Annotated in this window: 3 protein-coding genes; 1 reads left to right on the top strand and 2 read right to left on the bottom strand. The window is 74.3% G+C overall.

Features of this window, described 5'->3' with window-relative positions; genetic code table 11:
* Nucleotide 1 precedes the first annotated feature (1 nt).
* Together B079_RS0114685 and B079_RS0114680 are read right to left on the bottom strand one after the other, a co-directional pair.
* Complete coding sequence (locus B079_RS0114685; RefSeq protein ID WP_018546576.1) at nt 2–1087, bottom strand: FecCD family ABC transporter permease; 1086 nt, start codon at nt 1085–1087, stop codon at nt 2–4.
* Nucleotides 1088–1089: 2 nt separating this feature from the next.
* Nucleotides 1090–2115, bottom strand: a complete 1026-nt coding sequence (locus B079_RS0114680; protein WP_018546575.1) for a FecCD family ABC transporter permease — start codon at nt 2113–2115, stop codon at nt 1090–1092.
* 225 nt (nt 2116–2340) lie between these two features.
* Between B079_RS0114680 and B079_RS0114675 the strand changes: the two genes are divergently transcribed.
* Nucleotides 2341–24369: a non-ribosomal peptide synthase/polyketide synthase gene (locus B079_RS0114675; protein ID WP_018546574.1), complete on the top strand. Its 22029-nt coding sequence runs from the start codon at nt 2341–2343 to the stop codon at nt 24367–24369.
* Nucleotide 24370: the final 1 nt, after the last annotated feature.

Below are 24370 nucleotides of genomic sequence, written 5' to 3'. Positions count from 1 at the left end.
ATCAGCCTCCTGAGCCCGCGCGGTTGGCGCGGATGAGCAGCCAGAGCAGGACCGGGGCGCCGAGCACACCGGTGACGATCCCCACGGGCAGTTCCGTACCCGGGATCGCCTCCCGGGCGATCAGGTCGGACCCGAGGACGACGAGGGCGCCGGTGAGACCGGAGACGAGCGGGGGCGGCGAGTCGGTGGCGGCAAGCCGCTGGGCGATCTGCGGGGCGGACAGCGCCACGAAGGCCACCGGACCGGCCGCGGCCGTCGCGAAGGCCACCAGACCCACCCCGGTCACCAGCAGCGCGAGCCGCACCGGCTGGACCGGCGTGCCGAGCCCGGCCGCCACGTCGTCCCCGAGCTGGAGCGTGCGCATCCAGCGGCCCATCGCCAGCGTGACCGGCAGCAGCACCGCCATCGCCACGGCGAGGGTGTCCACCTGCTCCCAGGTGCGGCCGTTGAGGTTGCCGACCAGCCAGCCGACCGCCTCCTGGGCCTCGAAGCGGTTGCCGCGCGCCACCAGGAAGTCGGTCGCGCTGGTGCAGATCCACGACACCCCGATGCCGACCAGGATGATCCGGTACCCGGTGGCCCCGCCCCGCCAGGCGAGCGCATAGACGACGGCGGCGGTGGCCAGCGCGCCGAGCAGCCCCAGGGTCTGCAGCCCGAGCCCGCCGGTCCAGCCGAGCACGACCGCCGCCACGACCGCCGTGCCCGCGCCCTCGGTCAGCCCGATCATGTCCGGGCTGGCCAGCGGATTGCGGGTCATCGTCTGGAACACCGCGCCCGAGACCCCGAACGCGATCCCGGCGAGCAGCCCGGTCAGCGCGCGCGGCAGCCGCAGATCCTGGACGACGATCACCGTGCCCGGATCGCCCGCGCCCGTGAGCGCGCGGACCACGTCGGGCAGCGAGATCGGATAGTCCCCGAGCGTCAGCCCCCAGCAGAACAGCAGGAAGGCGGCGGCGCCGACCAGCACGCCGGTCAGGAGGAGCCGCGGGCGCAGCACGCCGGAGACGGGCGGCACCGCGAGGCGGAAGGGCCTTCCGCGCCGGACGGGCGGCGCCGGGATCGCCGTGGCGGTGGGGTGGGCGGGCATCCTCAGACCTCCGCGAGCTTGCGGCGCCGTACCAGGGCGATGAAGAACGGGCCGCCGACGAACGCCACCAGGACGCCCGCCTGGATCTCGGTCGGCCGGGCGGCGAGCCTGCCGAGGATGTCCGCCGCCAGGAGCAGCATCGGCGCGATGGCCGCCGACAGCGGCAGCAGCCAGCGGTGGTCGGGGCCGATACCGGCCGCCTGGGCGAGCACGCGGGCGAGGTGCGGGACGACCAGACCGAGGAAGACCACCGGGCCGATCACGGCCACCGAGGCGCCGGTCAGCAGCATGACCGCCGTCACGCCCTGGAGCCGCACCAGCCCGAGGCGGCGGCCGAGCGAGGCGGCCACGTCGTCCCCGAGGGCGAGACTGTTGAGCGCGGGCGCCGAGGCCAGCGCGAGCACCGCGCCGACGGCGAGGAACGGCAGCACGCTCACCAGGTCGCCCCAGTCCTGATCGGCCAGCGAACCCGCCGACCAGAAGCGGTAGCGGTCCAGCGCGTCCGGGTCGGTGAGCACGATCGCGCTCGTGCACGAGGAGAGCATGAAGGTGATGGCGACGCCCGCGAGCGCCAGCTTCACCGGGGTCGCCCCCGAACGGCCCAGCCTGCCGAGGAAGTAGACGAGGACGCTGGCCGCGAGCGCCCCGGCGAACGCGAACCACACGGTGCCGTAGAGCGAGGAGAGCCCGAACACGCCCACCGCGACGACGATCGCGAACGACGCCCCCGCGCTGACCCCGAGAATGCCCGGGTCGGCCAGCGGATTGCGGGTCAGCGCCTGCATCAGCGCCCCGGACAGACCGAGCGCGGCCCCCGTCGTCAGACCGAGCAGGGTGCGCGGGAGACGCGCCTCCCAAATGACGTTGTCCACCGTCCTGTTGGGCGCGTGGCCGAGGAGGGCGTGGACCACCTGGTCCAGCGGGACGCTCAGCGCGCCCAGCGAGACCGACAGCAGGGACAGCAGCAGGAGTACGGCGACGACGAGGCCGACGAGCGCCGAGCCGCGCAGCTTTCCGCCTGGGGCCACTGGACTCTCTCCACGTCATCGTCCGTTCGCGGGCGCCTGGTTGACAGGTAAGGCGAGCATAACCTCAGTTGTCGCCCATCGGGTCGATCTTCTCGAAGAGGGCTATCAGGTAAGGCAATGCTTACCTTACTATGCGAGCGGTTGCGGCTCCCCAGAGCCGGTTCCGTCTCGCGAATGGAGGCACGGGCCGCTGTGTCGGGTAACACGCGTTCTGCTGAAGAGGCGATGACCGAAGGACCCCTGACCACAGGGGGCGCGACCGTGGAGGAGCACTGGCGGCAACGGTTCGCCCGGCCACCGGCGGACACCGCACTGCCGGTCGACCTGTCCGCACCCCCCGCTTCCGCCTCGGCGGCACCCCGGGCTTCCGTCGCCCCCGCCTCCGTCCCCACCGCCACCCGGCACCATCCGCTCGGCGTGCCGCGCCCGGCCGAACACGTCCTGCTCGCCGCCCACTTCGCCCTCCTGCGCCGGTACGGCGGAGCGGCCACCGACTTCGTCGTGGCCCGTGCGGGGCTCCCGCTGCGGGTCGCCGTGGAGGCTACGACGACCTTCGCGGAGCTGTGCTCCCGGGTGGAGGCGGAGATCGCCGCCGCCGAGGAACACCGGCTGCCCACCGCCGACGTACTCGCCGCACTGACCCTTGAACCCGGCCGTGGCGGCGCCCTGTTGTGCGCCACCGGCTTCGGACCGGAGCCCTGGGACAGCCCGCTGGACCTCGCCTTCCAGGCCGGGGACGACCTCCAACTCACCTACCGCACCGACCTCTTCGAGCCCGCCACCGCCGACCGCGTCCTCGGCCACTACGCCACCCTCCTCGCCGACGCCCTGGCCCGCCCCGACACCCCCGTGGGCGACCTGGAGCTGCTGACGGCGACGGAACGCGCCGTCGTGCTCGACGCCTGGAACGACACCGCGCACGACGTGCCCGCCCTGACCTGGCCCCAGATGTTCGCCGCCCAGGTCGCCGCCCGCCCCGACGCCGTCGCCCTCGTCCACGAGGACGTGACCCTCACCTACGCCGAACTGGACGACCGGGCCTCCCGGTTGGCGCGGGCACTCGCCGCGCGCGGGGCCGGGCCCGAGCGGGTCGTGGCCATCGCGGTACCCCGCTCGGCGGACCTGGTCGTCGCCGAGGTCGCCGTGCTGAAGTCCGGGGCGGCCTATCTCCCGCTGGACACCGACTACCCGGCCGACCGCGTGGCCTACATGCTCGGGGACGCCCAGCCGGTCTGCGTGCTGACCACCACCGAGGTCGCGCCCGAACTGCCGCCGGACACGGTGCTGTTGCTCATGGACGCCCCGGAGACCGCGGCCGAGCTGGCGGGACTCGCGCCGGGCGACCCCGAGACCGCCCGCGCCCTGACCACCGACCACGCCGCCTACGTCATCTACACCTCCGGCTCCACCGGCCGCCCCAAGGGGGTCGTCCTCACCCACGCGGGCGTCGCCGGGCTCGTCGCCACCCAGAGCGAGCGCTTCGGGATCGGGCCGCACAGCCGCGTTCTCCAATTCGCCTCGCCCAGCTTCGACGTGGCGTTCTGGGACCTCTGCCTGGGCCTGCTCTCCGGCGGCCGGCTCGTCGTCGTACCCGCCGACCGCCGCTACCCCGGAGCGCCGCTCGCGCAGTACGCCCTGGAGCACGGCATCACCTTCATGATCCTGCCGCCCGCCCTGCTCGCCGCGCTGCCCGACGACGTCCACCTCCCCGCCACGGCAACCCTGCTGGCCGGAACCGAACGGGTCTCGCCCGAGCTGGTCGGGCGGTACGCGCGCGGCCGGATGATGTTCAACGCCTACGGCCCGACCGAGGCCACCACCAACTCCACGCTGGGCCGGTGCGATCCGGACACCCCGGCGGGGACCATCGTGCCCATCGGCGTCCCCGACCCTGGCACCCGCGCCTATGTCCTGGACGACCGGTTGCGGCCCGTACCGGCCGGTGTCGTGGGGGAGTTGTACCTCGGCGGCGACGGGCTCGCGCGCGGCTATCTCGGGCGCCCCGCGCTCACCGCCGAGCGGTTCGTGGCCGACCCCTTCGGCGCACCCGGCGAACGGCTGTACCGCACGGGCGACTTGGTGCGCTGGAAGGCCGACGGCAGGCTGGAGTTCCACGGCCGCGCGGACAGCCAGATCAAGATCCGGGGCTTCCGGATCGAGCCCGGCGAGATCGAGTCCGTCCTGCGCGCCCACCCGGCCGTCGACCAGGCCGCCGTCGTCGTCCGCGAGGACCGCCCCGGCGACCGCCGCCTGGCCGCCTACGTCGTGCCCTCGCTGGACGGCGACGCCGAGGTCGCGGACTGGAAGGACCTGCACGAACTGCTGTATTCCGCAGCCGGTTCGGAGGGGTTCGAGGAGAACTTCGCGGGCTGGAACAGCATGTACGACGGGCTGCCCATCCCCCTGGCCGACCTGCGCGAATGGCGGGACGCCACCGTGGCCCGCATCCGCGCGCTCCGGCCGCGCCGCGTCCTGGAGATCGGCGTCGGCAGCGGCCTGCTGCTCTCCCGGCTCGCCCCCGACTGCGCCGAGTACTGGGGCACCGACCTGTCCGAGGAGGCGATCGGCGCCCTCCGCGCACAGGTGGCCGCCGAACCAGACCTCGCCGACCGGGTCACGCTGCTCGCCCGCCCCGCGCACGACACCAGCGGCCTGCCCGCAGGCCACTTCGACACCGTCGTCGTCAACTCGGTGATCCAGTACTTCCCCGGCGCGGAGTATCTGACGGACGTGCTGCGCGCCGCCGCCCGGCTGCTCGCCCCCGGCGGCTCCCTCTTCGTCGGTGACGTGCGCAACCTGCGGCTGCACCGCACCCTGTGCGCGGCGATCGAGCACACGCGCGCCGAGGACGGGACCGACAAGGAGTCGCTGCGCGCGGCCGTGGACCGGGCGGTCGCCTGGGAGGGCGAACTCCTCGTCGATCCCGACTACTTCGCCACGCTGGACGGGTTCAGCGCCGAGGTGCGGATCAAGCGCGGTGTCCATCACAACGAGCTGACCCGCTATCGGTACGACGTGGTGCTGCGGCCGTCGGGTGACCTTGCGGAAGAGGCGCCCGTCGAGACCGTCCCCTGGTCCGCCCTCGGCAGCCCGCGGGCTCTCGACGACCGGCTCAGCGGCGACCGGCCCACCACGCTCCGCGTCACCGGTGTGCCCAACGCCCGGCTCGCCCCCGACCTCGCCGCCCTCGGCACCCTGGACGACAGCAGCCGCTCCGGCAGCGGCGGCGGGGGAGTCGACCCGGAGACGCTGTACGAGACGGCCGCGCGGCACGGGTATCGCGCGGACCTCACCTGGAACGGGGACGCGGAGGACGGCAGCGTCGACGCGGTGTTCCTCCTCGGCGAGGGCGACGGCGACGGCGACGGTGCCGCGCCCGGTCCGCTCTACGTCCCCGGCCAGGGCCGCCCCCTCACCAACCGCCCGGCGCCGTTCCGCAACGTCACCGCGCTGATGACCGCGCTGCGCGCGCACGCCGCCGCGTCCCTGCCCGAGTACATGGTCCCGGCCGCCCTCGTCCCGCTGGACCGGCTGCCCGTCACCCCGAGCGGCAAGCTCGACGCCGCCGCGCTGCCCGTCCCCGACTACGGCCTGCTCAGCGCGGGGCGTGCCCCGCGCACCCCGCGCGAACGACTGCTGTGCGAGCTGTACGCGCGCGCCCTCGGCGTGCCCTCCGTCACCGTGGACGACGACTTCTTCGCCCTCGGCGGCGACAGCATCACCGCCATCCAGCTGCTCGTCCTCGCCCGCCGTGCCGGTCTGGAACTGACCCCGCGCGATGTGTTCCGGCACCGCACCGTGGCCCAGCTCGCCACCGCCGCGCGCGTCCCGGCCGCCCCGGACGACAGCGAGGACACTCCCTGGGCCGGGCCGACGGACGCCGAACTCGCCGCGCTCCAAGGGCAGCACCCCCTCGACGTGGCCGAAGTGCTGCCGCTCGGCCCGCTCCAGGAGGGCTTCTGGTTCCACGCGCTGGTCGACGGCGGCGAGAGCGACGCCTATGTCGTCCAGCAGGTCATCGAACTCACCGGACCCGTCGACGGCACCCTGCTGCGCCGGGCGGCCCAGCGGCTGCTCGACCGGCACGCCCCGCTGCGCGCCTGCTTCCGCCAACTCCCCGACGGGCGCCCGGCCCAGCTGATCGCCACCGGCCTCGAACTGCCCTGGCGCGAGGTGGACCTCGCCGCCCAGGAACCCGCCGTCCGCGCGGGCCTCGCGGAGGCCGTCGCCGCCGACGAACGCGCCCACCGCTTCGACCTCGCCCGCCCGCCGCTGCTGCGCTGCGCCCTCGTCCGGCTCGGCGGAGAGCGCAGTCGGCTGATCCTGACGTTTCATCACATCGTGGCGGACGGCTGGTCCCTGCCCGTCCTGCACCGCGAACTCCTCGCGCTCTACGGCGACGAGCCCGCGCCACTGGACGAACCGACGCCCTACAGCGCGTACTTGGCGAAGATCGCCCGCGCCGACCGCGACGCCGCGCGCGACGCCTGGCGCACCGCGCTCGCCGGGGTCGAGGAGCCCACCCGCATGGTGGAGACCCCGGGCGGCACCGGGCCCCTCGCCCCGGCCCAGATCCGCGTCGTGCTGCCCGAGCGGGCCACCGCGCTGCTCGCCGCCCGCGCCCGTGAGCACGGTGTCACCCTCGGGACGGTGGTCCAGGCGGCCTGGGGTCTGCTGCTGTCCGGCATGACGAACCGGCGGGACGTGCTCTTCGGGACCACCGTCTCCGGCCGGGACGCCGCCGTGGACGGCATCGAGTCGATGATCGGCCTGTTCATCAACACGCTGCCCACCCGGTTCACCTGGGGTCCTTCGGACACGCTCGGCGCCCTCCTGGAGCGGCTGCAGCGGGAGCAGAGCGCCCTGCTCGACCATCAGCACCTCGGGCTCGCGGAGATCCAGCGCGTCGCGGGTCACCCCGGTGGCGGTGAACTCTTCGACACCCTGGTGGTGTTCGAGAACTACCCGGCCGAGCCCCACCTCACCGACCCCACGGGCACGGTACGGATCGCCGGGCACGCCTTCCAGGACACCGTGCACTATCCGCTGGCGCTGATCGTGAAGCCCGGCAAGCGCCTGGACCTGCGCCTGAAGCACCACGCGGGCAGGCTGTCCGGGGAGGCCGTGCAGACCCTCGCGGACCGGCTCACCCTCGTCCTGAACGCCCTGGCCGACGACCCCGGCCGCACGGTCGCCGCCCTCGATCTGCTCACCCCGGCCGAGCGGGCGAGCGCCCACCCCGAGGGCGAACGGCACCCGGTGCCCGCGACCACCCTGCCCGCCGTCATCGCCGCGCAGACCGCGCGCACCCCGTCCGCGACGGCCGTCGTCTTCGAGGGCACCTCGCTGACGTACGCCGAACTCGACACACGGGCCGAGGCGTTGGCCCGTCGGCTGCGGGCCCGGGGCGCGGGCCCCGAGCGGTTCGTCGCCGTCGCCGTGCCCCGGTCCGCCGAGCTGATGGTGGCGCTGCTCGGCGTCCTGAAGACCGGGGCCGCCTATCTGCCGCTCGACCTGGACTATCCGGCCGACCGGCTGGCCTATCTGCTGGCCGACTCCGGGGCCCGTACGGTCGTCACGACGACACGGGACGCCGAACGGCTGCCGGACGCGGGCGACTTGGACCTCGTGTGCGTGGACTCCGTGGACTCCGTCGACTCGGCGCAGGATGCCGACGGAGCCGGGCCCGACGCCGCCGCTTCCGAGCGCGACGCCGTCGAAGTCGCGCCCCACCCCGACCACCCCGCCTACCTCATCCACACCTCCGGCTCCACCGGCCGCCCCAAGGGCGTCGTCGTCACCCACCGGGCCGTCCTCAACCGGCTGGCCTGGATGCAGGGCGCGTACGAACTGACCGGCGAGGACCGGGTGTTGCAGAAGACACCGGCCGGATTCGACGTGAGCGTCTGGGAGTTCTTCTGGCCGCTGTGCGAGGGCGCCGCCGTCGTACTCGCGGCGCCCGACGGCCACCGCGACCCGGCGTACCTCTCCCGGCTGGTCGAGTCCGAGCGGGTCACCACCCTGCACTTCGTGCCCTCGATGCTGGAGGCGTTCCTCGCCTCGGACGAGGTGACCGCCGACCCCGGCTGGGCGGCGAGCCTGCGCCGGGTCTTCAGCAGCGGCGAGGCGCTGCCCGGTCACGCCGCCGCCCGCTGGCACGCCCTGACCGGGGTGCCGCTGCACAACCTCTACGGCCCCACCGAGGCCGCCGTCGACGTCACCCACCACCCCTACGACGGCGCCCCCGACCCGACCGTGCCGCTCGGCCGCCCCGTCTGGAACACCGGCCTGCGCGTGCTCGACTCCTGCCTGCGCCCGGTGCCCGACGGCGTCCCCGGCGAGCTGTACCTCACCGGCGTCCAGCTGGCCCGGGGCTACCACGGCCGCCCCGGTCTGACCGCCGAACGGTTCCTCGCCGACCCGTACGCCAGCACGCCCGGCGCCCGTATGTACCGCACCGGCGACCTCGTACGCCGCCGCCCCGACAGCACGCTCGACTACCTCGGCCGCGCCGACCGCCAGGTCAAGCTGCGCGGCAACCGCGTCGAACCCGGCGAGATCGAGGCCGCGCTCACCACGCTGGACGCGGTGGCCCAGGCCGCCGTGACCGTACGGGACGGCCGCCTCGTCGCGTACGTCGTCCCGGCCGCCGACCGCACGGTGGAGCCCGCCGACCTGCGCGCCGCCCTGGCCGACGCGCTCCCCGCCGCGATGGTGCCGGACGACCACGTGGTCCTCGGCGCGCTCCCGCTCACCCCGAACGGCAAGCTCGACCAGGCCGCGCTGCCCGCGCCCGAGGCCGAGCGCGCCGTACGCCGGGCGCCCGAGGGGGAGCGGGAGCGGCTGCTCACCGGGATCTTCGGCGCGGTCCTCGGCATCCCGGACGCCGGACCCGACGACGACTTCTTCCTGCTCGGCGGCGACAGCATCAGCTCCATCGCCGTCTCCAGCCGGGCCCGCGCGGCCGGGCTCGACGTCAGCCCGCGCGACGTGTTCACCCACCGCACCCCGGCCGCGCTGGCCGAGGCGGCCCCCGCCGTCGCCGTGGGGCCCGGCGCCCGTACGGCCTCCGCGCTCACCCTCACCGACGCCGAGCGGTCCCGGGTGCGCGCCCTCGCCGGAGCGGCCGGGCTTGCGGACGTCTGGCCGCTGGCCCCGCTCCAGGAGGGCCTGTTCTTCCACTCGAACTACGACGACGGCTCCACCCTGGACGTCTACACCGTCCACGAGACCTTCGACTTCGCGGACCGGCTCGACGCCGGGCGGCTGCGCGCGGCCGTGCGCACCCTGCTGGCCCGCAACCCCGGTCTGCGCGCCGGGTTCACCAGCGACGGGCTGAGCCGTCCGGTGCAGTTCCTCACCGAGGACCCCGGCATCCCGCTCGAAGAGGCCGACCTGTCCGGGCTGCCGCCCGCCGAACAGGACGCCCGGCTGGCCGAGTTGACCGCCGCCGAGCGCGAGCGCCGCTTCGACCTGACGGCGCCCCCGCTGTTCCGGCTGCTGCTGGTACGGCTCGGCGCGGAGCGCGGGGACCGGCTGATCGTCGGCCGTCATCTGATCCTGTGGGACGGCTGGTCGGCATGGCTCTTCCTGGACGAGCTGTTCACCCTCTACGCCACCGGCGGCGATGCCAACACCCTGCCCGCACCCGGCAGTTACCGCGACTACCTGACCTGGCTCGACGCGCAGGACGACAGCGACGCCACCACCGCCTGGCGCACCGCCCTCGTGGGACTGGACGAGCCGACCCTGCTCGCCCCGGGCGCCGACGGCCTGGACCCGGTGATTCCCGACCAGCTGGACCTCTGGCTGCCCACCGACCTCGGCGAGCGGCTGCGGGAGACCGGCCGCGCGCACGGCCTCACCCTCAACACCCTGCTCAACGCGGCCTGGGGGCTGACCCTCGCCTCCGCCACCGGCCGCACCGACGTGGTCTTCGGCACCACCGTCGCCGGACGGCCCAGCGAGGTCCCCGAGGTCGAGCGCATCATCGGCCTCTTCCTCAACACGGTTCCCACCCGCATCGCCTATGACCCCGCCGAGCCGGTGCTCGACCTGCTCCGCCGCGTCCAGGGCGAACGGCTCGACCTCATGCCGCACGAGCACCTGAGCCTCGGTGTGCTCCAGGCCGAGACCGGGCACCGCAAGCTGTTCGACACCCTCTTCGTGCTGCGCAACAACGACACCGCCGAGCGGCTGGCCGACCTGCGCACCCGGCACGGCGCCACCGCGGTCGCCAACGTGGACGCCACCCACTACCCGGTCAACCTCGTCGTCACCCCGGGCCCGAACGTCCAGGTCACCCTGACCCACCGCCCCGACCTGATCCCGGCCGACCACGCCCGCGCCCTGCTCGACCGCTTCGCCCTGCTGCTCGACCGGCTGACCACCGACCTCACCGCCCCGGTCGGCTCTCTCGACCCGGCGCTCCCCGAGGAACGGGCCGCGCTCGACCGCCAGTGGGCCGCGAGCCGCGTCCCCGACCCCGAGGACACCATCGCCGACCTGCTCGCCGCGCAGGCCGCCCGCACCCCCGACGCCCGCGCCCTCGTCTTCGGCGACCGCACCCTGACCTACGCCGAACTCGACACCGCCGTCGACCGCATGGCCCAGCTGCTCATCGAACACGGCGCCGGACCCGAGAAGATCGTCGCGCTCGGCCTGCCCCGCTCTCTCGACACGGTCATCGCGCTGTTCGCCGTCCTGCGCACCGGCGCCGCCTATCTCCCGCTCGAACTCGACCACCCGGCCGACCGGTTGTCGCTCATGCTGGCCGACGCCCGCCCCCTGCTCCTGCTCACCACCACCGCCGTTTCCGCGACCCTGGACGGCGACCTGCCCCGCGTACTCCTTGACGACCCGGCGACCCGCACCGCCCTGGACGCCTTGCCCGCCACACCCGTACGGCGGCGCTTCAGCCTGGAGCACCCCGCCTACGTCATCTACACCTCGGGCTCCACCGGCCGGCCCAAGGGCGTGGTCACCCCCTACCGGGGCCTGACCAACATGCAGTTGAACCACCAGAAGGAGATCTTCGACCCCGCCGTCGCCTCGGCCGGCGGACGGCGGCTGCGCATCGCGCACACCGTGTCCTTCGCCTTCGACATGTCCTGGGAGGAACTGCTCTGGCTCGTCGAAGGCCACGAGGTGCACATCTGCGACGAGGAACTGCGCCGCGACGCCGAGGCGTTGACCGCCTACTGCGAACGACACCGCATCGACGTCGTCAACGTCACCCCCACCTACGCCCGCATCCTCATCGAGCAGGGCCTGCTGGAGGGCCACGTCCCGCCGCTCGTGCTGCTCGGCGGCGAGGCGGTGCCCGAGACCGTGTGGACGGCCCTGCGCGACACCGAGGGGACGTACGGCTACAACCTCTACGGCCCCACCGAGTACACCATCAACACCCTCGGCGGCGGCACCCACGACAGCGCCACCCCGACGGTCGGCCGCCCCATCCGGGGCACCCGCGCCCACATCCTGGACGCCTGGCTGCGCCCGGTGCCCGACGGCGTGCCCGGCGAGCTGTACATCGCGGGCATCGGCCTGGCCCGGGGCTATCTCGACCGCCCAGGGCTGACCGCCGACCGCTTCGTGGCCGACCCCTTCGGGCGGCCCGGCGAGCGGATGTACCGCACCGGCGACCTGGTGCGCCGGGGCCCCGACGGCAATCTCGACTTCCTCGGCCGCACCGACGACCAGGTGAAGATCCGCGGCTACCGCGTCGAACCCGGCGAGATCGAGACCGCCCTCAGCCGCCACCCGCTGGTCGCCCAGGCCGCCGTCGTCGTGCGCGACGAACGCCTCGTCGGCTACGTCGTCCCCGCCCGCACCAGCACCGAGGAACGCTCCACCGCCGAGGACGCCCAGGTGGGGGAGTGGCAGGAGATCTACTCCGACGAGTACGAGGAGATCGGCACCGCCGTCCGCACCGAGCGCTACGACGGCTGGGACAGCTCCTACGACGGCCGGCCCATCCCCTTCGCGGAGATGCACGAGTGGCGCGAGGCCACCCTCGCCCGCATCACCGCGCTGCGCCCCCGCCGCGTCCTGGAGATCGGCGTCGGCTCCGGGCTGCTGCTCTCCGGTCTCGCCCCGGCCGCCGAGGCGTACTGGGCGACCGACTTCGCGGCCCCCGTCATCCGCAAGATCGGTGCGGAACTGCGCACCTCCGCACCCGAGTTGGCCGCCAAGGTCGAGCTGCGCTGCCAGCGCGCGGAGGACTTCACCGGGCTGCCCACCGGCTGGTTCGACACCATCGTCATCAACTCGGTCGTCCAGTACTTCCCGAGCATCGACCACCTCACCACGGTCATCCAGGGCGCGATGGACCTCCTCGCCCCCGGCGGTGCCCTGTTCGTCGGCGACGTACGCAACCTCCGGCACGCCCGCCTCTTCCACACCGAGATCCAGCGCGCCCGGGGCACGGACGAGGCCGACCTGGAGCGGGCCGTGGAGCGCGGCCTGCGCCTGGAGAAGGAACTCCTGGTCGACCCCGACTACTTCACCACCCTCGGCCACCACGTCGACCTGCGCACCAAGCGGGGCCACCACCACAACGAACTCACCCGGCACCGGTACGACGTGGTGATGTACCGGGGCGAGCCGGACGCGCTTCTGGACGGGCTGCCCACTGTGTCGTGGCCCGGGCTGGGAGAGCTGGAACAGCTTGTGGCTCAGGGCCCGTTGCGCGTCACCGGTGTCCCCGACGGGCGCACCGTCGCGGGCGGGATCGAGCCCGAGAGCCTGCACGACCTCGGCGCCCGCACCGGTCACCAGGTCCTCACCACCTGGTCCTCGGTGCCCGGCACCTATGACGCCGTGTTCGTCGCCGCCTCCGGTGAACTCCGGCTCACCGCCGGGCTCTACCGTCCCGGCGCGGGCACCGCCCCCTACGCCAACGACCCCACCGCCGCCCGCGAGACCAGCGCGCTGGTCCGACGGCTGCGCGAGGACCTGGGCCGCGAACTGCCCGACTACATGGTCCCGTCCGCCTTCGTCACCGTCGACGCGCTGCCCATGAACGCCAACGGCAAGCTCGACGTGCGCGCCCTGCCCGACGCCGAGCCCGTCACCGCGCTGGGCGGCGGACGCGGACCGCGCACCCCCGAGGAGGAGACGCTGTGCCGTCTCTTCGCCGAGGTGCTGGGACTGCCCGAAGTCGGCGCCGAGGACGGCTTCTTCGACCTCGGCGGGCACTCGCTGCTCGCGACCCGCCTTGTCAGCCGCGCCCGCACCGAGCTGGGCACCGAACTCGCCATCCGTGACCTCTTCGAGGCACCCACCCCGGCCCTGCTCGCGGCCCGCGCCGACAACGGCAGGCCCGCCCGGCCCACCGTCACGGCCGTCCCCGACCGCCCGGACCGCGTGCCCCTGTCGGCCGCGCAACGACGGCTCTGGCTCGTGGAATCCCTGACCGGCTCCGGCGCCGCCTACAACTTCCCGCTGGTCGTGCGGCTGCGCGGCGCCCTGGACACGGAGGCGTTGCGGCTCGCGCTGCGTGACGTGGCCGCCCGCCACGAGTCCCTGCGCACGCTCGTCGCCGAGCACGACGGGGAGCCGTACCAGCACATCCTTCCGGCCGCTACGGCGCCCACCCTGACCGTCACCGACCGCACCGAGGACGAGCTGCCCGAGCTGATCGAGGCCGCCCAGCGCCGCCCCTTCGACCTCACCCGCGAACTCCCGTTGCGCGCCGAGGTGTTCCACCTGGCGCCCGACGACCACGTCCTGGCGCTCGTCCTCCACCACATCACCACCGACGAGTGGTCCGACCGCCCCTTCCTCGCCGACCTCGACACCGCCTACGCGGCCCGCACCGCAGGGCACGCCCCCGACTGGGCCCCGCTGCCGGTGCAGTACGCCGACTACACCCTCTGGCAGGACGATCTCCTGGACCGGCTGAGGGAACAGCAACTCGGCTACTGGCAGCAGGCATTGAGCGGCCTCCCGGACGAGCTGACCCTGCCGCTCGACCGGCCGCGTCCCGCCGCGCCCACCGGAGAGGGCGCCACCGTGCGGTGCACGGTCCCCGAGGACACCGGACGGGCCCTGCGCGAGCTGTCCGCCGCGACCGGCGCCAGCATGTTCATGCTGCTCCAGGCCGCCACCGCCGCCCTGCTCCACCGCCTCGGCGCGGGCGACGACATCCCCCTCGGCGCCCCCATCGCGGGCCGCACCGACAGCCAACTGGACGACCTGGTCGGCTTCTTCGTCAACACCCTGGTCCTGCGCGCCGATCTGTCCGGCGACGCCCTCACCTACCGCCAACTCGTGGACCGCGTACGGGAATCCTCGCTCGTCGCCTTCGAGCACCAGGACGTGCCGTTCGACCACGTGGTGGAGGCGGTCAACCCGCCCCGCGTCAGCGGCCGCAACCCCCTCTTCCAGGTCATGCTCGGCTACCACCACCGCCCCGACGGCGACCCCGGCACCCTGCTCGGGCTGCCGGTGAGCCGGTGGTACGACATGGACACCGGGACCGCCAAGTTCGACCTCGACTTCACCTTCGTCGACGAGTCCGACAGCACCGGGCGCATCACCCTGCTCCTGGAGTACGCCACCGATCTGGCCGACCCGGAGACCGCCGACCTCCTCGCCCGCCGCCTGGTCCTCCTCCTCACCGAGGCCGCCCGCACCCCGGACACCCCGCTCGCCGGGCTCGACCTGCTCACCCCGGGGGAGCGGGAGACCGACTGGAACGACACCGCACGGCCGGTGGAGACGCGCGGCGTCGCGCAGATCCTCGCGGACACGGCACGCGCGCATCCCGGCCGTACCGCCCTGGTCACCGGGCCGGACGAGGACCTGCGGCGCACCTCCTTCGCCGAACTCCAGGGTGAGGTGGCGCAAGTCGCCGCCCTCCTGCACGCCCGGGGCGTCACGACCGGCTCCGTCGTCGGCCTCGCCCTGCCCCGGCACGCGATGGTGCCCGCACTCCTCGGCGTCCTCGCCTCCGGCGCCGCCTATCTGCCGCTCGACCCGGAACTCCCCGCCGAACGCCTGGAGTTCATGCTCGGCGACGCGGCACCCGTCCGCGTCCTCACCACCCGCGCCCTCGCCGAACGCCTGCCCACGGACACCCCCCTCCTGCTGCTGGACGAGACCCCGCTCCCCGCCCCCGGCGCGGTCCGGACGCCCGATCCCCAGGACGCGGCCTACGTCATCTACACCTCCGGCTCCACCGGCCGCCCCAAGGGCGTCGTCGGCACCCATCAGGGCCTGAGCAACCTCTACGCCGCCCACCTGCGCGACCTCATCGAACCGGCGGTGCACGACACCGGCCGCGACACCCTGCGCGCCGTACACGCCGCCTCCTTCGTGTTCGACGGCTCCTGGGAACCCCTGCTCTGGCTCCTCGCGGGCCACGAACTGCACGTGGTGGACGAGACGACGATGCTCGACCCGGCCGCGCTGCTGCGCCGCCTGGACGACAGCGCGATCGACTTCACCGACCTCACCCCGACCTATCTCCGCGAGCTGATCCACCACGGCTTCCTCACCCCCGGCACCCGGGTGCCCGCCGTGCTCGCCGTCGGCGGCGAGGCCACCCCGCCCGACCTCTGGCGGCGCCTGACCGCGCTGCCCGGCACCGCCGTGCACGACCTGTACGGGCCCACCGAGTGCGCCGTCGACGCGTACGGCTGGCACCACACCGCCGACGGCGACAGCGCGGCCCCGCTGGACAACCTCCGCGCCCACGTCCTCGATCCGCTGCTCCGCCCCGCTCCGGTCGGGGCGCCCGGCGAGCTGTACCTCGCGGGCGTCGGCCTTGCCCGGGGCTATCTGGGCCGCCCCGGCCTGACCGCCGAGCGCTTCGTGGCCGATCCCTTCGGGGAACCCGGCGCGCGGCTGTACCGCACGGGTGACCTGGTGCGGCGCCGTCCCGACGGCACACTCGTCTTCCTCGGGCGGGCCGATGACCAGGTCAAGCTGCGGGGCTTCCGGATCGAGCCGGGGGAGATCGAGGCCGTGCTCACCGGGCACCCGGGGGTGTCGGCCGCCACCGTCGTCGTGCGGGAGGACCGGCCGGGGGTGGCACGGCTGGTCGCTTACGTCGTGCCGGGGGCCCCGGACCCGGCGAGCCTCGACCCCGTGGACCTGCGGGCCCACGCCGCCGCCCGGCTGCCCGAGCACATGGTGCCCGCGGCCTTCGTCACCCTGGACGCGCTGCCCCGCACGGTCAACGGCAAGCTCGACCGGGCCGCGCTGCCCGCCCCCGACCCGGCCGCGCTGTCCGGGCCGGGCGGCCGAGCCCCGCGCACCCCGCGCGAAGAGCTGCTGTGCCAGCAGTTCGCCGCCGTCCTCGGCGCGGAACAGGTCGGCCCGGACGACGACTTCTTCGCCCTCGGCGGCCACTCACTGCTCGCGATGCGCCTGGTCAGCCGCGTCCGCAGCCAGCTCGGCGCGGAACTCACCCTGCGCACCGTCTTCGACGCGCCCACCCCGGCCCGGCTCGCCGCCCGTCTCGATGCGCCCGCTCCGGGGCAGCGCCCCGCACTGGCCGACCCCCGGCCGCGCCCGGAGCCGCTGCCGCTGTCGGCGGCCCAGCGGCGGCTGTGGCTGCTGGCCCAGGTCGAGCGGGACAGCACGGCGTACACGATCCCGGCCGCCTGGCGACTGACCGGGGCGCTGGACCGGTCGGCTTTGCGGGCCGCCCTGAACGACGTGGTGGCCCGGCACGCCCCGCTGCGCACCGTCTTCCCGTCCGTCGACGGGGTGCCGTACCAGCGAGTGCTCGACCCGGCCGACGCCCAGGTCCCGCTGACCGAGGCGCCGTACGCGGAACTGGCCGCCCACACCGCCCACGTCTTCGACCTGGAACGTGAACTGCCGCTGCGGGCCACTCTCTTCGAGACCGGCCCCGACGAACACGTCCTGCTGCTCCTGCTCCACCACATCGCCACCGACGAGTGGTCCGACCGGCCCCTGCTGGGGGACCTGAGCACGGCGTACGCGGCACGTACGGCAGGCGGCGCGCCCGACTGGACGCCGCTGCCCGCCAGTTACACCGACTACACCCTCTGGCAGCGCGACCTGCTGGAGGCGACGGAAGCCGAACTGCTCGCCCACTGGACCCAGGCCCTGCGCGGACTGCCCGCCGAGCTGAACCTGCCGACCGACCGGCCTCGCCCCGCCGAGTCCAGCGGGCGTGGCGGCACCGTCGGCTTCACCGTGGCGCCCGAACTGGCCGACGCCCTGCGGGAACTGGCCCGCACGCACGGCGTCAGCATGTTCATGGTCGCCCAAGCCTCCGTGGCCGCCCTGCTGCACCGGCTCGGCGCCGGGGACGACATACCGCTCGGCGCCCCGGTGTCGGGCCGTACCGACGAGGCGCTGGAGAACCTGGTCGGGTTCTTCGTCAACTCCCTTGTGCTGCGGACCGATCTGTCCAGCGATCCGACCTTCGCCGACCTCCTCGCCCGCGTCCGGGAGACCGACCTCGCCGCCTACGACCACCAGGAGCTGCCGTTCGAGCGGCTGGTGGAGGCGGTGAACCCCGAACGCTCGCTGGCCCGGCACCCGTTGTTCCAGGTCATGGTCGTCCACCTCGCGGGCACCGGTGGCGGGCCCGCGCTGCCCGGCATCGAGGCCCGGCGTGAGCAGGTCGGGCAGACCACCGCCAAGTTCGACCTCAGCTTCGACTTCGTGGAGGAGGGCGAGGGCATCCAGGGCTGGATCGAGTACAGCGCCGACCTCTTCGACCACTCCACCGCCGAACGGCTCGCCCGCCGTCTGGAACGCCTCCTGGCGCAGGCCGCCGCCGACCCCGGCCGCCGCGTCCGCGACCTCGATGTGCTCCAGGACGAGGAACGCGCCCGCGTCCTCACCGAGTGGAACGCCACCGACCACCCCGTCCCGGCCGTCACCCTGCCCGAGCTGTTCCGCGACCAAGTGGCCCGCACCCCCGACGCCACCGCCCTGGTGTGCGAGGGCAGTTCCCTCACCTACGCCGAACTGGACCGACGCGTCGACCGGCTCGCCCGCGCCCTCCGCGCCCACGGCGCCGGACCCGAGGCCACCGTCGCCGTCGCCCTGCCCCGTTCCACCGCGCTGGTCGTCGCGCTGCTCGCCGCCCATCGCGCGGGCGCCGCCTATCTGCCGCTCGACACCGATCACCCGGCCGACCGGCTGGCGTACACACTCACCGACGCACGCCCGGTCTGCCTGGTCACCGCCGACGGCATCGACCTCCCGGACACCGGAGTGCCCCGCCTCACCGTGGACCTGGACGGCACCCCGGTCGCCTCTCAACTGGCGCCGCTCCCAGGCACGTACGACCCGCTCCACCTCGCCTATGTCATCTACACCTCCGGCTCCACCGGCCGCCCCAAGGGCGTCACCGTCCCGCACGCGGCCATCGTCAACCGGCTGCTGTGGATGCAGGACGCCTATGAACTCACCCCCGACGACCGGGTGTTGCAGAAGACACCGGCCGGGTTCGACGTGTCGGTGTGGGAGTTCTTCTGGCCGCTGATCACCGGCGCCACCCTCGTCGTCGCCCCGCCGGAGGCGCACAAGGACCCGGCGCGGCTCGCGCGCCTCGTCCGTGAACAGGGCGTCACCACCGCGCACTTCGTGCCGTCCATGCTGCGGGCCTTCCTGGACGAGCCCTCGGCCGCCGACGGCGCGGTCCTGCGCCGGGTGTTCAGCAGCGGCGAGGCGCTGCCCGCCCCGCTGGCCGCCCGTTTCCACCAGGTGCTCCCGGGCACCGCCCTGCACAACCTCTACGGCCCCACCGAGGCCGCCGTCGACGTCACCGCGCACGAGGTGCGCCCCGACCCGGTGACCGTCCCGATCGGCCGACCGGTGTGGAACACCCGCGCCTACGTCCTCGATGCCGGACTGCGCCCGGTGCCACCCGGAGTGGCCGGGGAACTGTACCTGTCCGGCGTCCAGTTGGCGCGCGGCTATCTCGGCCGCGCGGCCCTCACCGCCGAGCGCTTCGTCGCCGACCCCTTCGGCGCCCCCGGCACCCGTATGTACCGCACGGGAGACCTGGCCCGCTGGACGGCCGACGGCGAGCTGGAGTACCTGGGCCGCACCGACCACCAGGTCAAGCTGCGCGGCTTCCGCGTCGAGCCCGGCGAGATCGAGGCCGCACTCGCCGCTCACCCGTCCGTCGCCCACGCCACCGTCCTGCTCCGCGACGGACACCTGGTGGCGTACGTCGTCCCGTCCGGCGACGGCGAGCCCGACTCCGCGCTGCTGCGCGCTCACGCCGCGACCACCCTGCCCGACCACATGGTCCCGGCCGCCGTCGTCCCGCTCGACGCGCTCCCGCTCACCCCGAACGGCAAGCTCGACCGGGCGGCTCTCCCCGCGCCCGACTTCGCCGCCGAGGTCACGGACACGCGCCCGCGCACCCCGCGCGAGGAGACCCTGTGCGCGCTGATCGCCGGGGTCCTCGGGCTCGAACGGGTCGGCCCCGACGACGACTTCTTCGCCCTCGGCGGAGACAGCATCGTCGCCATGCAGCTCGTCGCGCGCGCCCGTGCCGCCGGGCTGGCCTTCAGCCCGCGCGACGTCTTCCGGCACAAGACGGCCGCCGGACTCGCCGCCACCGCGACCGAGCCGACCCCGTCCGAGACCGCCGACGACACCGCCGACCTGCTCGCCCTCACCGACGCCGAACGCGCCGAACTCACCGGCCTGTCCCCGGGCACCGAGCTGCTGCCCGTCACCCCGCTCCAGGCCGGACTGCTCTTCCACGCCGCCCTGGACGACGGCGACGAGGGCCCGGACGTGTACACCGTCCAGGTCTCCTACGACCTCGAAGGCCCCCTGGACGCCGAGCGGTTGCGCGCCGCCGCCCAGCGTCTTCTCGACCGGCACGAGAACCTGCGCGCCGGATTCCGGCACCTGTCCTCCGGGCGGCCCGTCGCTGTCGTACCGCGCACGGTCGCGGTGCCGTGGCGGCAGCTCGACCTCGGCGGCGACGGCACGGATGGTGCTGATGACACCCGTGGTGCCGATGACACCCGTGGTGCGGGTGCGGCCGACGACCAGGGCAGGTGGGACCAGCTGCTCCGCGAGGAACGCCGCCGCTTCGACACCGCACGGCCGCCCCTGCTGCGGCTGCTCCTCGCCCGCCTCGGCCCCGACCGGCACCGACTGGTCCTCTCCCACCAGCACCTCCTGCTCGACGGCTGGTCGCTGCCGCTGCTCACCGCCGAGCTGTGGCAGCTCTACAAGGGCCGCACCCTGCCCGCGCCCGCCCCCTACCGCGCCCAGCTGCGGCTGCTCGCCGCCCGCGACCCCGAGGTCTCCGCCAGGGCCTGGACCGACGCCCTGGACGGCCTGACCGAGCCGACCCGGCTCGCGCCCGCCGACCCCGGCCGCGCCTCCGAGGTCCCGCACACGCACACCGTCGCACTGGACCCCGACCGCACCGCCGCTCTCGACGCCTTCGCCCGCGCCCAGGGCCTCACCCTCAACACGCTGGTCCAGGCGGCCTGGGGCATCCTGCTCGGGCGGCTCACCGGGCGCGACGACGTGGTGTTCGGCGCTACCGTGGCCGGTCGTTCCCCCGAACTGCCGGGCGCCGAGACGATGATCGGCCTCTTCATCAACACCGTGCCGGTACGCGTCCGCACCGGGCCGGGGGAGAGCGTCGCGGCCCTGCTCGCACGGCTCCAGGACGAGCAGTCCCGTCTCATCGACCACCAGCACCTCGGACTCGCCGACATCCAGCGCGCCGCCGGACTCGGTGAACTCTTCGACACCCTGATGGTGTTCGAGTCGTACCCGGTGGCCGAGGAGCCAGACGACGAGCACACGGACCGACCCCGGATCACCGTCCGCGACCACGAGGACGCCACGCACTACCCGTTCGCCTGGGCGGTGGAGCCCGCCGAACGGCTCCGGCTCACCGCCGAGTTCCGCCCCGACCTGTTCGAGGCGGGGACCGTACGGCACATCACGGCCGCCCTGGTCACCCTGCTGACCATGATGGCCGAACAGCCCGAACTGCCGCTCAGCGCACTGGACTTGCTGGACGCGGAGAGCCGTCACAAGGTCCTGGAGACCTGGAACGACACCGCGCTGCCCACGGACCCCGCGAGCACCACCGTCCCCGCCCTGTTCGCCGCACAGGCGGTCGCGACCTCGGACGCCCCCGCCGTCAGCGATGCCACGACCACGTGGACCTTCGCCGAACTCGACGCCCGCACCGACCGGTTGGCCCGCGCCCTCGCCGCCCGGGGCGCCGCCCCCGAACAGCTGGTCGCCCTCGCGCTGCCCCGCACCGCCGACCACATCGCCGCGATCCTCGCCGTGCTGAAGTCGGGCGCCGCCTACGTACCCCTCCACCCCGACCTGCCCGAGGCCCGCCTGCGCGACCTGCTCGCGGACACCCGCCCGGCCCTGATCCTCACCACGGCCGACCTGGCAACCGGCCTTCCGGACACGGACGTTCTGGTCGTACGCCTGGAGGACCTGGCCGACGCCCCCGAGGAGACGGTCACCCCGCCGGGGCCCGACCACCCCGCCTACGTCATCCACACCTCCGGCTCCACCGGCCGCCCCAAGGGCGTCGTCGTCACCCACCGAGGGCTCGCCAACCTCTTCCACAGCCACCGGCACGACCTGCACGACCCGGCCAAGCGCCGCACCGGACGCCGTCACCTGCGCGTCGGCCACGCCTGGTCGTTCGCCTTCGACGCCTCCTGGCAGCCGCAGCTCTGGCTCCTGGACGGACACGCGCTGCACATCGCGGACGACGACACCTGCCGCGACCCGGAACTGCTCACCGCGTTCATCCGCGACCGGGACATCGACTTCATCGAGGTCACCCCGTCCGTGCTCGACCGGATGGCGGACGCCGGACTGTTCACCCCGGACGGCGACTGCCCGCTCGCGGCCGTCGGCTTCGGCGGCGAGGCGGTGCCCGAACCGCTGTGGACCCGCTTGGCCGCCCTGCGCGACACCGACGCGGTCAATCTGTACGGCCCCACCGAGGCCACCGTCGACGCCCTGATCGGACGGGTGAGCGACAGCGAGCGGCCGGTCGTCGGGCGGGCCGTCCACAACTCCCGTGCCTATGTGCTGGATTCGGCGCTGCGGCCGGTCCCGCCCGGTGTCACGGGAGAGCTGTACCTCTCCGGACCCGGCCTGGCGCGCGGCTATCTCGGCCTGCCCGGCCAGACCGCCGAGCGCTTCACCGCCGACCCCTTCGGGGCACCCGGCGCCCGGATGTACCGCACCGGCGACCTCGCCCGCTGGACCGAGGACGGCCTGCTGGAGTTCGCGGGCCGCGCCGACGACCAGGTGAAGGTCCGTGGCTACCGCGTCGAACTCGCCGAGATCGAGGCCGCGTTGGACACCCACCCGGCCGTCGCGCGGTCGGTCGTCACCGCCCGCGAGATGCGGCCGGGCGTACGGCAGCTCGTCGCGTACGCCGAGGTCCCGGACGGCGGCGCCGAACCGGCCGAGCTGCGCGCCCACTTGGCCGCACGGCTCCCGCAGTACATGGTCCCGGCCGCCGTCGTGGCCCTGGACCGGCTGCCGCTGCTGTCCAACGGCAAGCTGAACCGCGCGGCCCTCCCGGCCCCCCAGCTCACCGGCGCGGGCGGAAGGCCGCCCGCGAACGACACCGAGCACCTGCTGCGCGACCTGTTCGCGGAGGTCCTGGGCCTGCCGCAGGCCACCGTGGGCACCGACGACGACTTCCTCGCCCTCGGCGGGGACAGCATCGTCGCCATGCATCTGGTCGCCCGCGCCCGCACCGCCGGGCTGCGGATCACGCCCCGCCAGGTGTTCCGGCTGCGCACGGTCGTCGAGCTGGCCGCCGTCGCCGTACCGCTCGACGCCGCAGAGCGGGTGCCCGGGCACGACGACGGCACCGGGACCGTCCCGCTCACGCCGATCATGCACGCCCTGCGCGAGCGCGGCGGCCCCATCGCCGCCTACCACCAGGCCGCCCTCGTCCAGACCCCGGCCGACCTGGACGAACCCGGCCTGCGCACCCTGCTGCGGGCCCTCGCCGACCGCCACGACATGCTCCGCGCCCGCCTGGACCGGGGTCCGGACGGGCGGACGTGGACCTTGCGGGTGCCCGGCTCCCCGGACACGGACGCCTGGCTGACCCGGGTCGACGTCCGCGACACCGGCGACGGCACCGGGCTGCGCGAGGCCATCGCCCGGCACGCCGCCCGCGCCCGCGACGGGCTCGACCCGGACACCGGGGCGATGGTCCGGGCCGTCTGGTTCGACGCCGGGCCCGACCGGCCCGGACGCCTGCTGCTCCTCGTGCACCATCTGGTGATCGACGGCGTGTCCTGGCGGGTCCTGCTCCCCGACCTCGCCACCGCCTGGGCCGACCTGCGCGCCGGACGCCGTCCCGAACTCGCCCCCGTCGAGACCTCGTTCGCCCGCTGGTCCAGGCTGCTCGCCGCCCACGCCACCGACCCGGCCCGCACCGACGAACTGCCCCACTGGCGCACCGCACTCGCCCCCGGCGCCGGGCTCCCGCTGGCCCGGCCGCTGGACCCGGCGCAGGACACGGTGGAGACCACCCGCTATCGGTCGCTGACCCTGCCGCCCGAGATCACCGGACCGCTGCTCGGCCGCGTCCCCGCCGCCTTCGGCGCCACCGTCAACGACGTGCTGCTGACCGCGTTCGCGCTCGCCGTGGCGGACTGGCGACGGCGCACACTGGACGCCGGGAACGCGGGCCGCGCCGTCCTCGTGGACCTCGAAGGACACGGCCGCGAGGAGGAGTTGGCCGGGGACGCCGATCTGTCCCGCACGGTCGGCTGGTTCACCAGCGTGGTCCCGGTCCGGCTCGACCCCGGCGACATCGACCCCGCCGACGCCCTCGCGGGCGGACCCGCGCTGGACACCGCGCTCGCCGCCATCGGTCACCACCTCGCGGACCTGCCCACCTCGGGCATCGGCCACGGACTCCTGCGCCACCTCAACCCGGAGACCGGCGCCTTGCTCGCCGAACTCGACGAACCCCAGATCGAGTTCAACTACATGGGCCGCTTCGGCCACGCCGAGGCCGCCGACTGGTCCTACGCCCCGGAGGAGGACGCCGCCGACCTCGACGCCGACCCCGCGATGCCCATGTCGCACGCCCTCACCCTCAACGCCCTCACCGAGGACCGCGCCGACGGCCCCCGGCTGAACGCCCACTGGGCCTGGGCGGCCCATCTGCTCACCGAGGAGGCCGTGGACGACCTCGCCCGGACCTGGTTCCGCGCCCTGGAAGCCCTCGTACGACGGGCCGACGCCCGTGCCGAGACCGACTGAC

This window comes from Streptomyces sp. LaPpAH-108, from assembly GCF_000373625.1.
Lineage (GTDB): Bacteria > Actinomycetota > Actinomycetes > Streptomycetales > Streptomycetaceae > Streptomyces.
The sequence above is the reverse complement of the archived record's forward strand: the minus strand, read 5'-3'. Positions and strand labels throughout refer to the sequence as shown.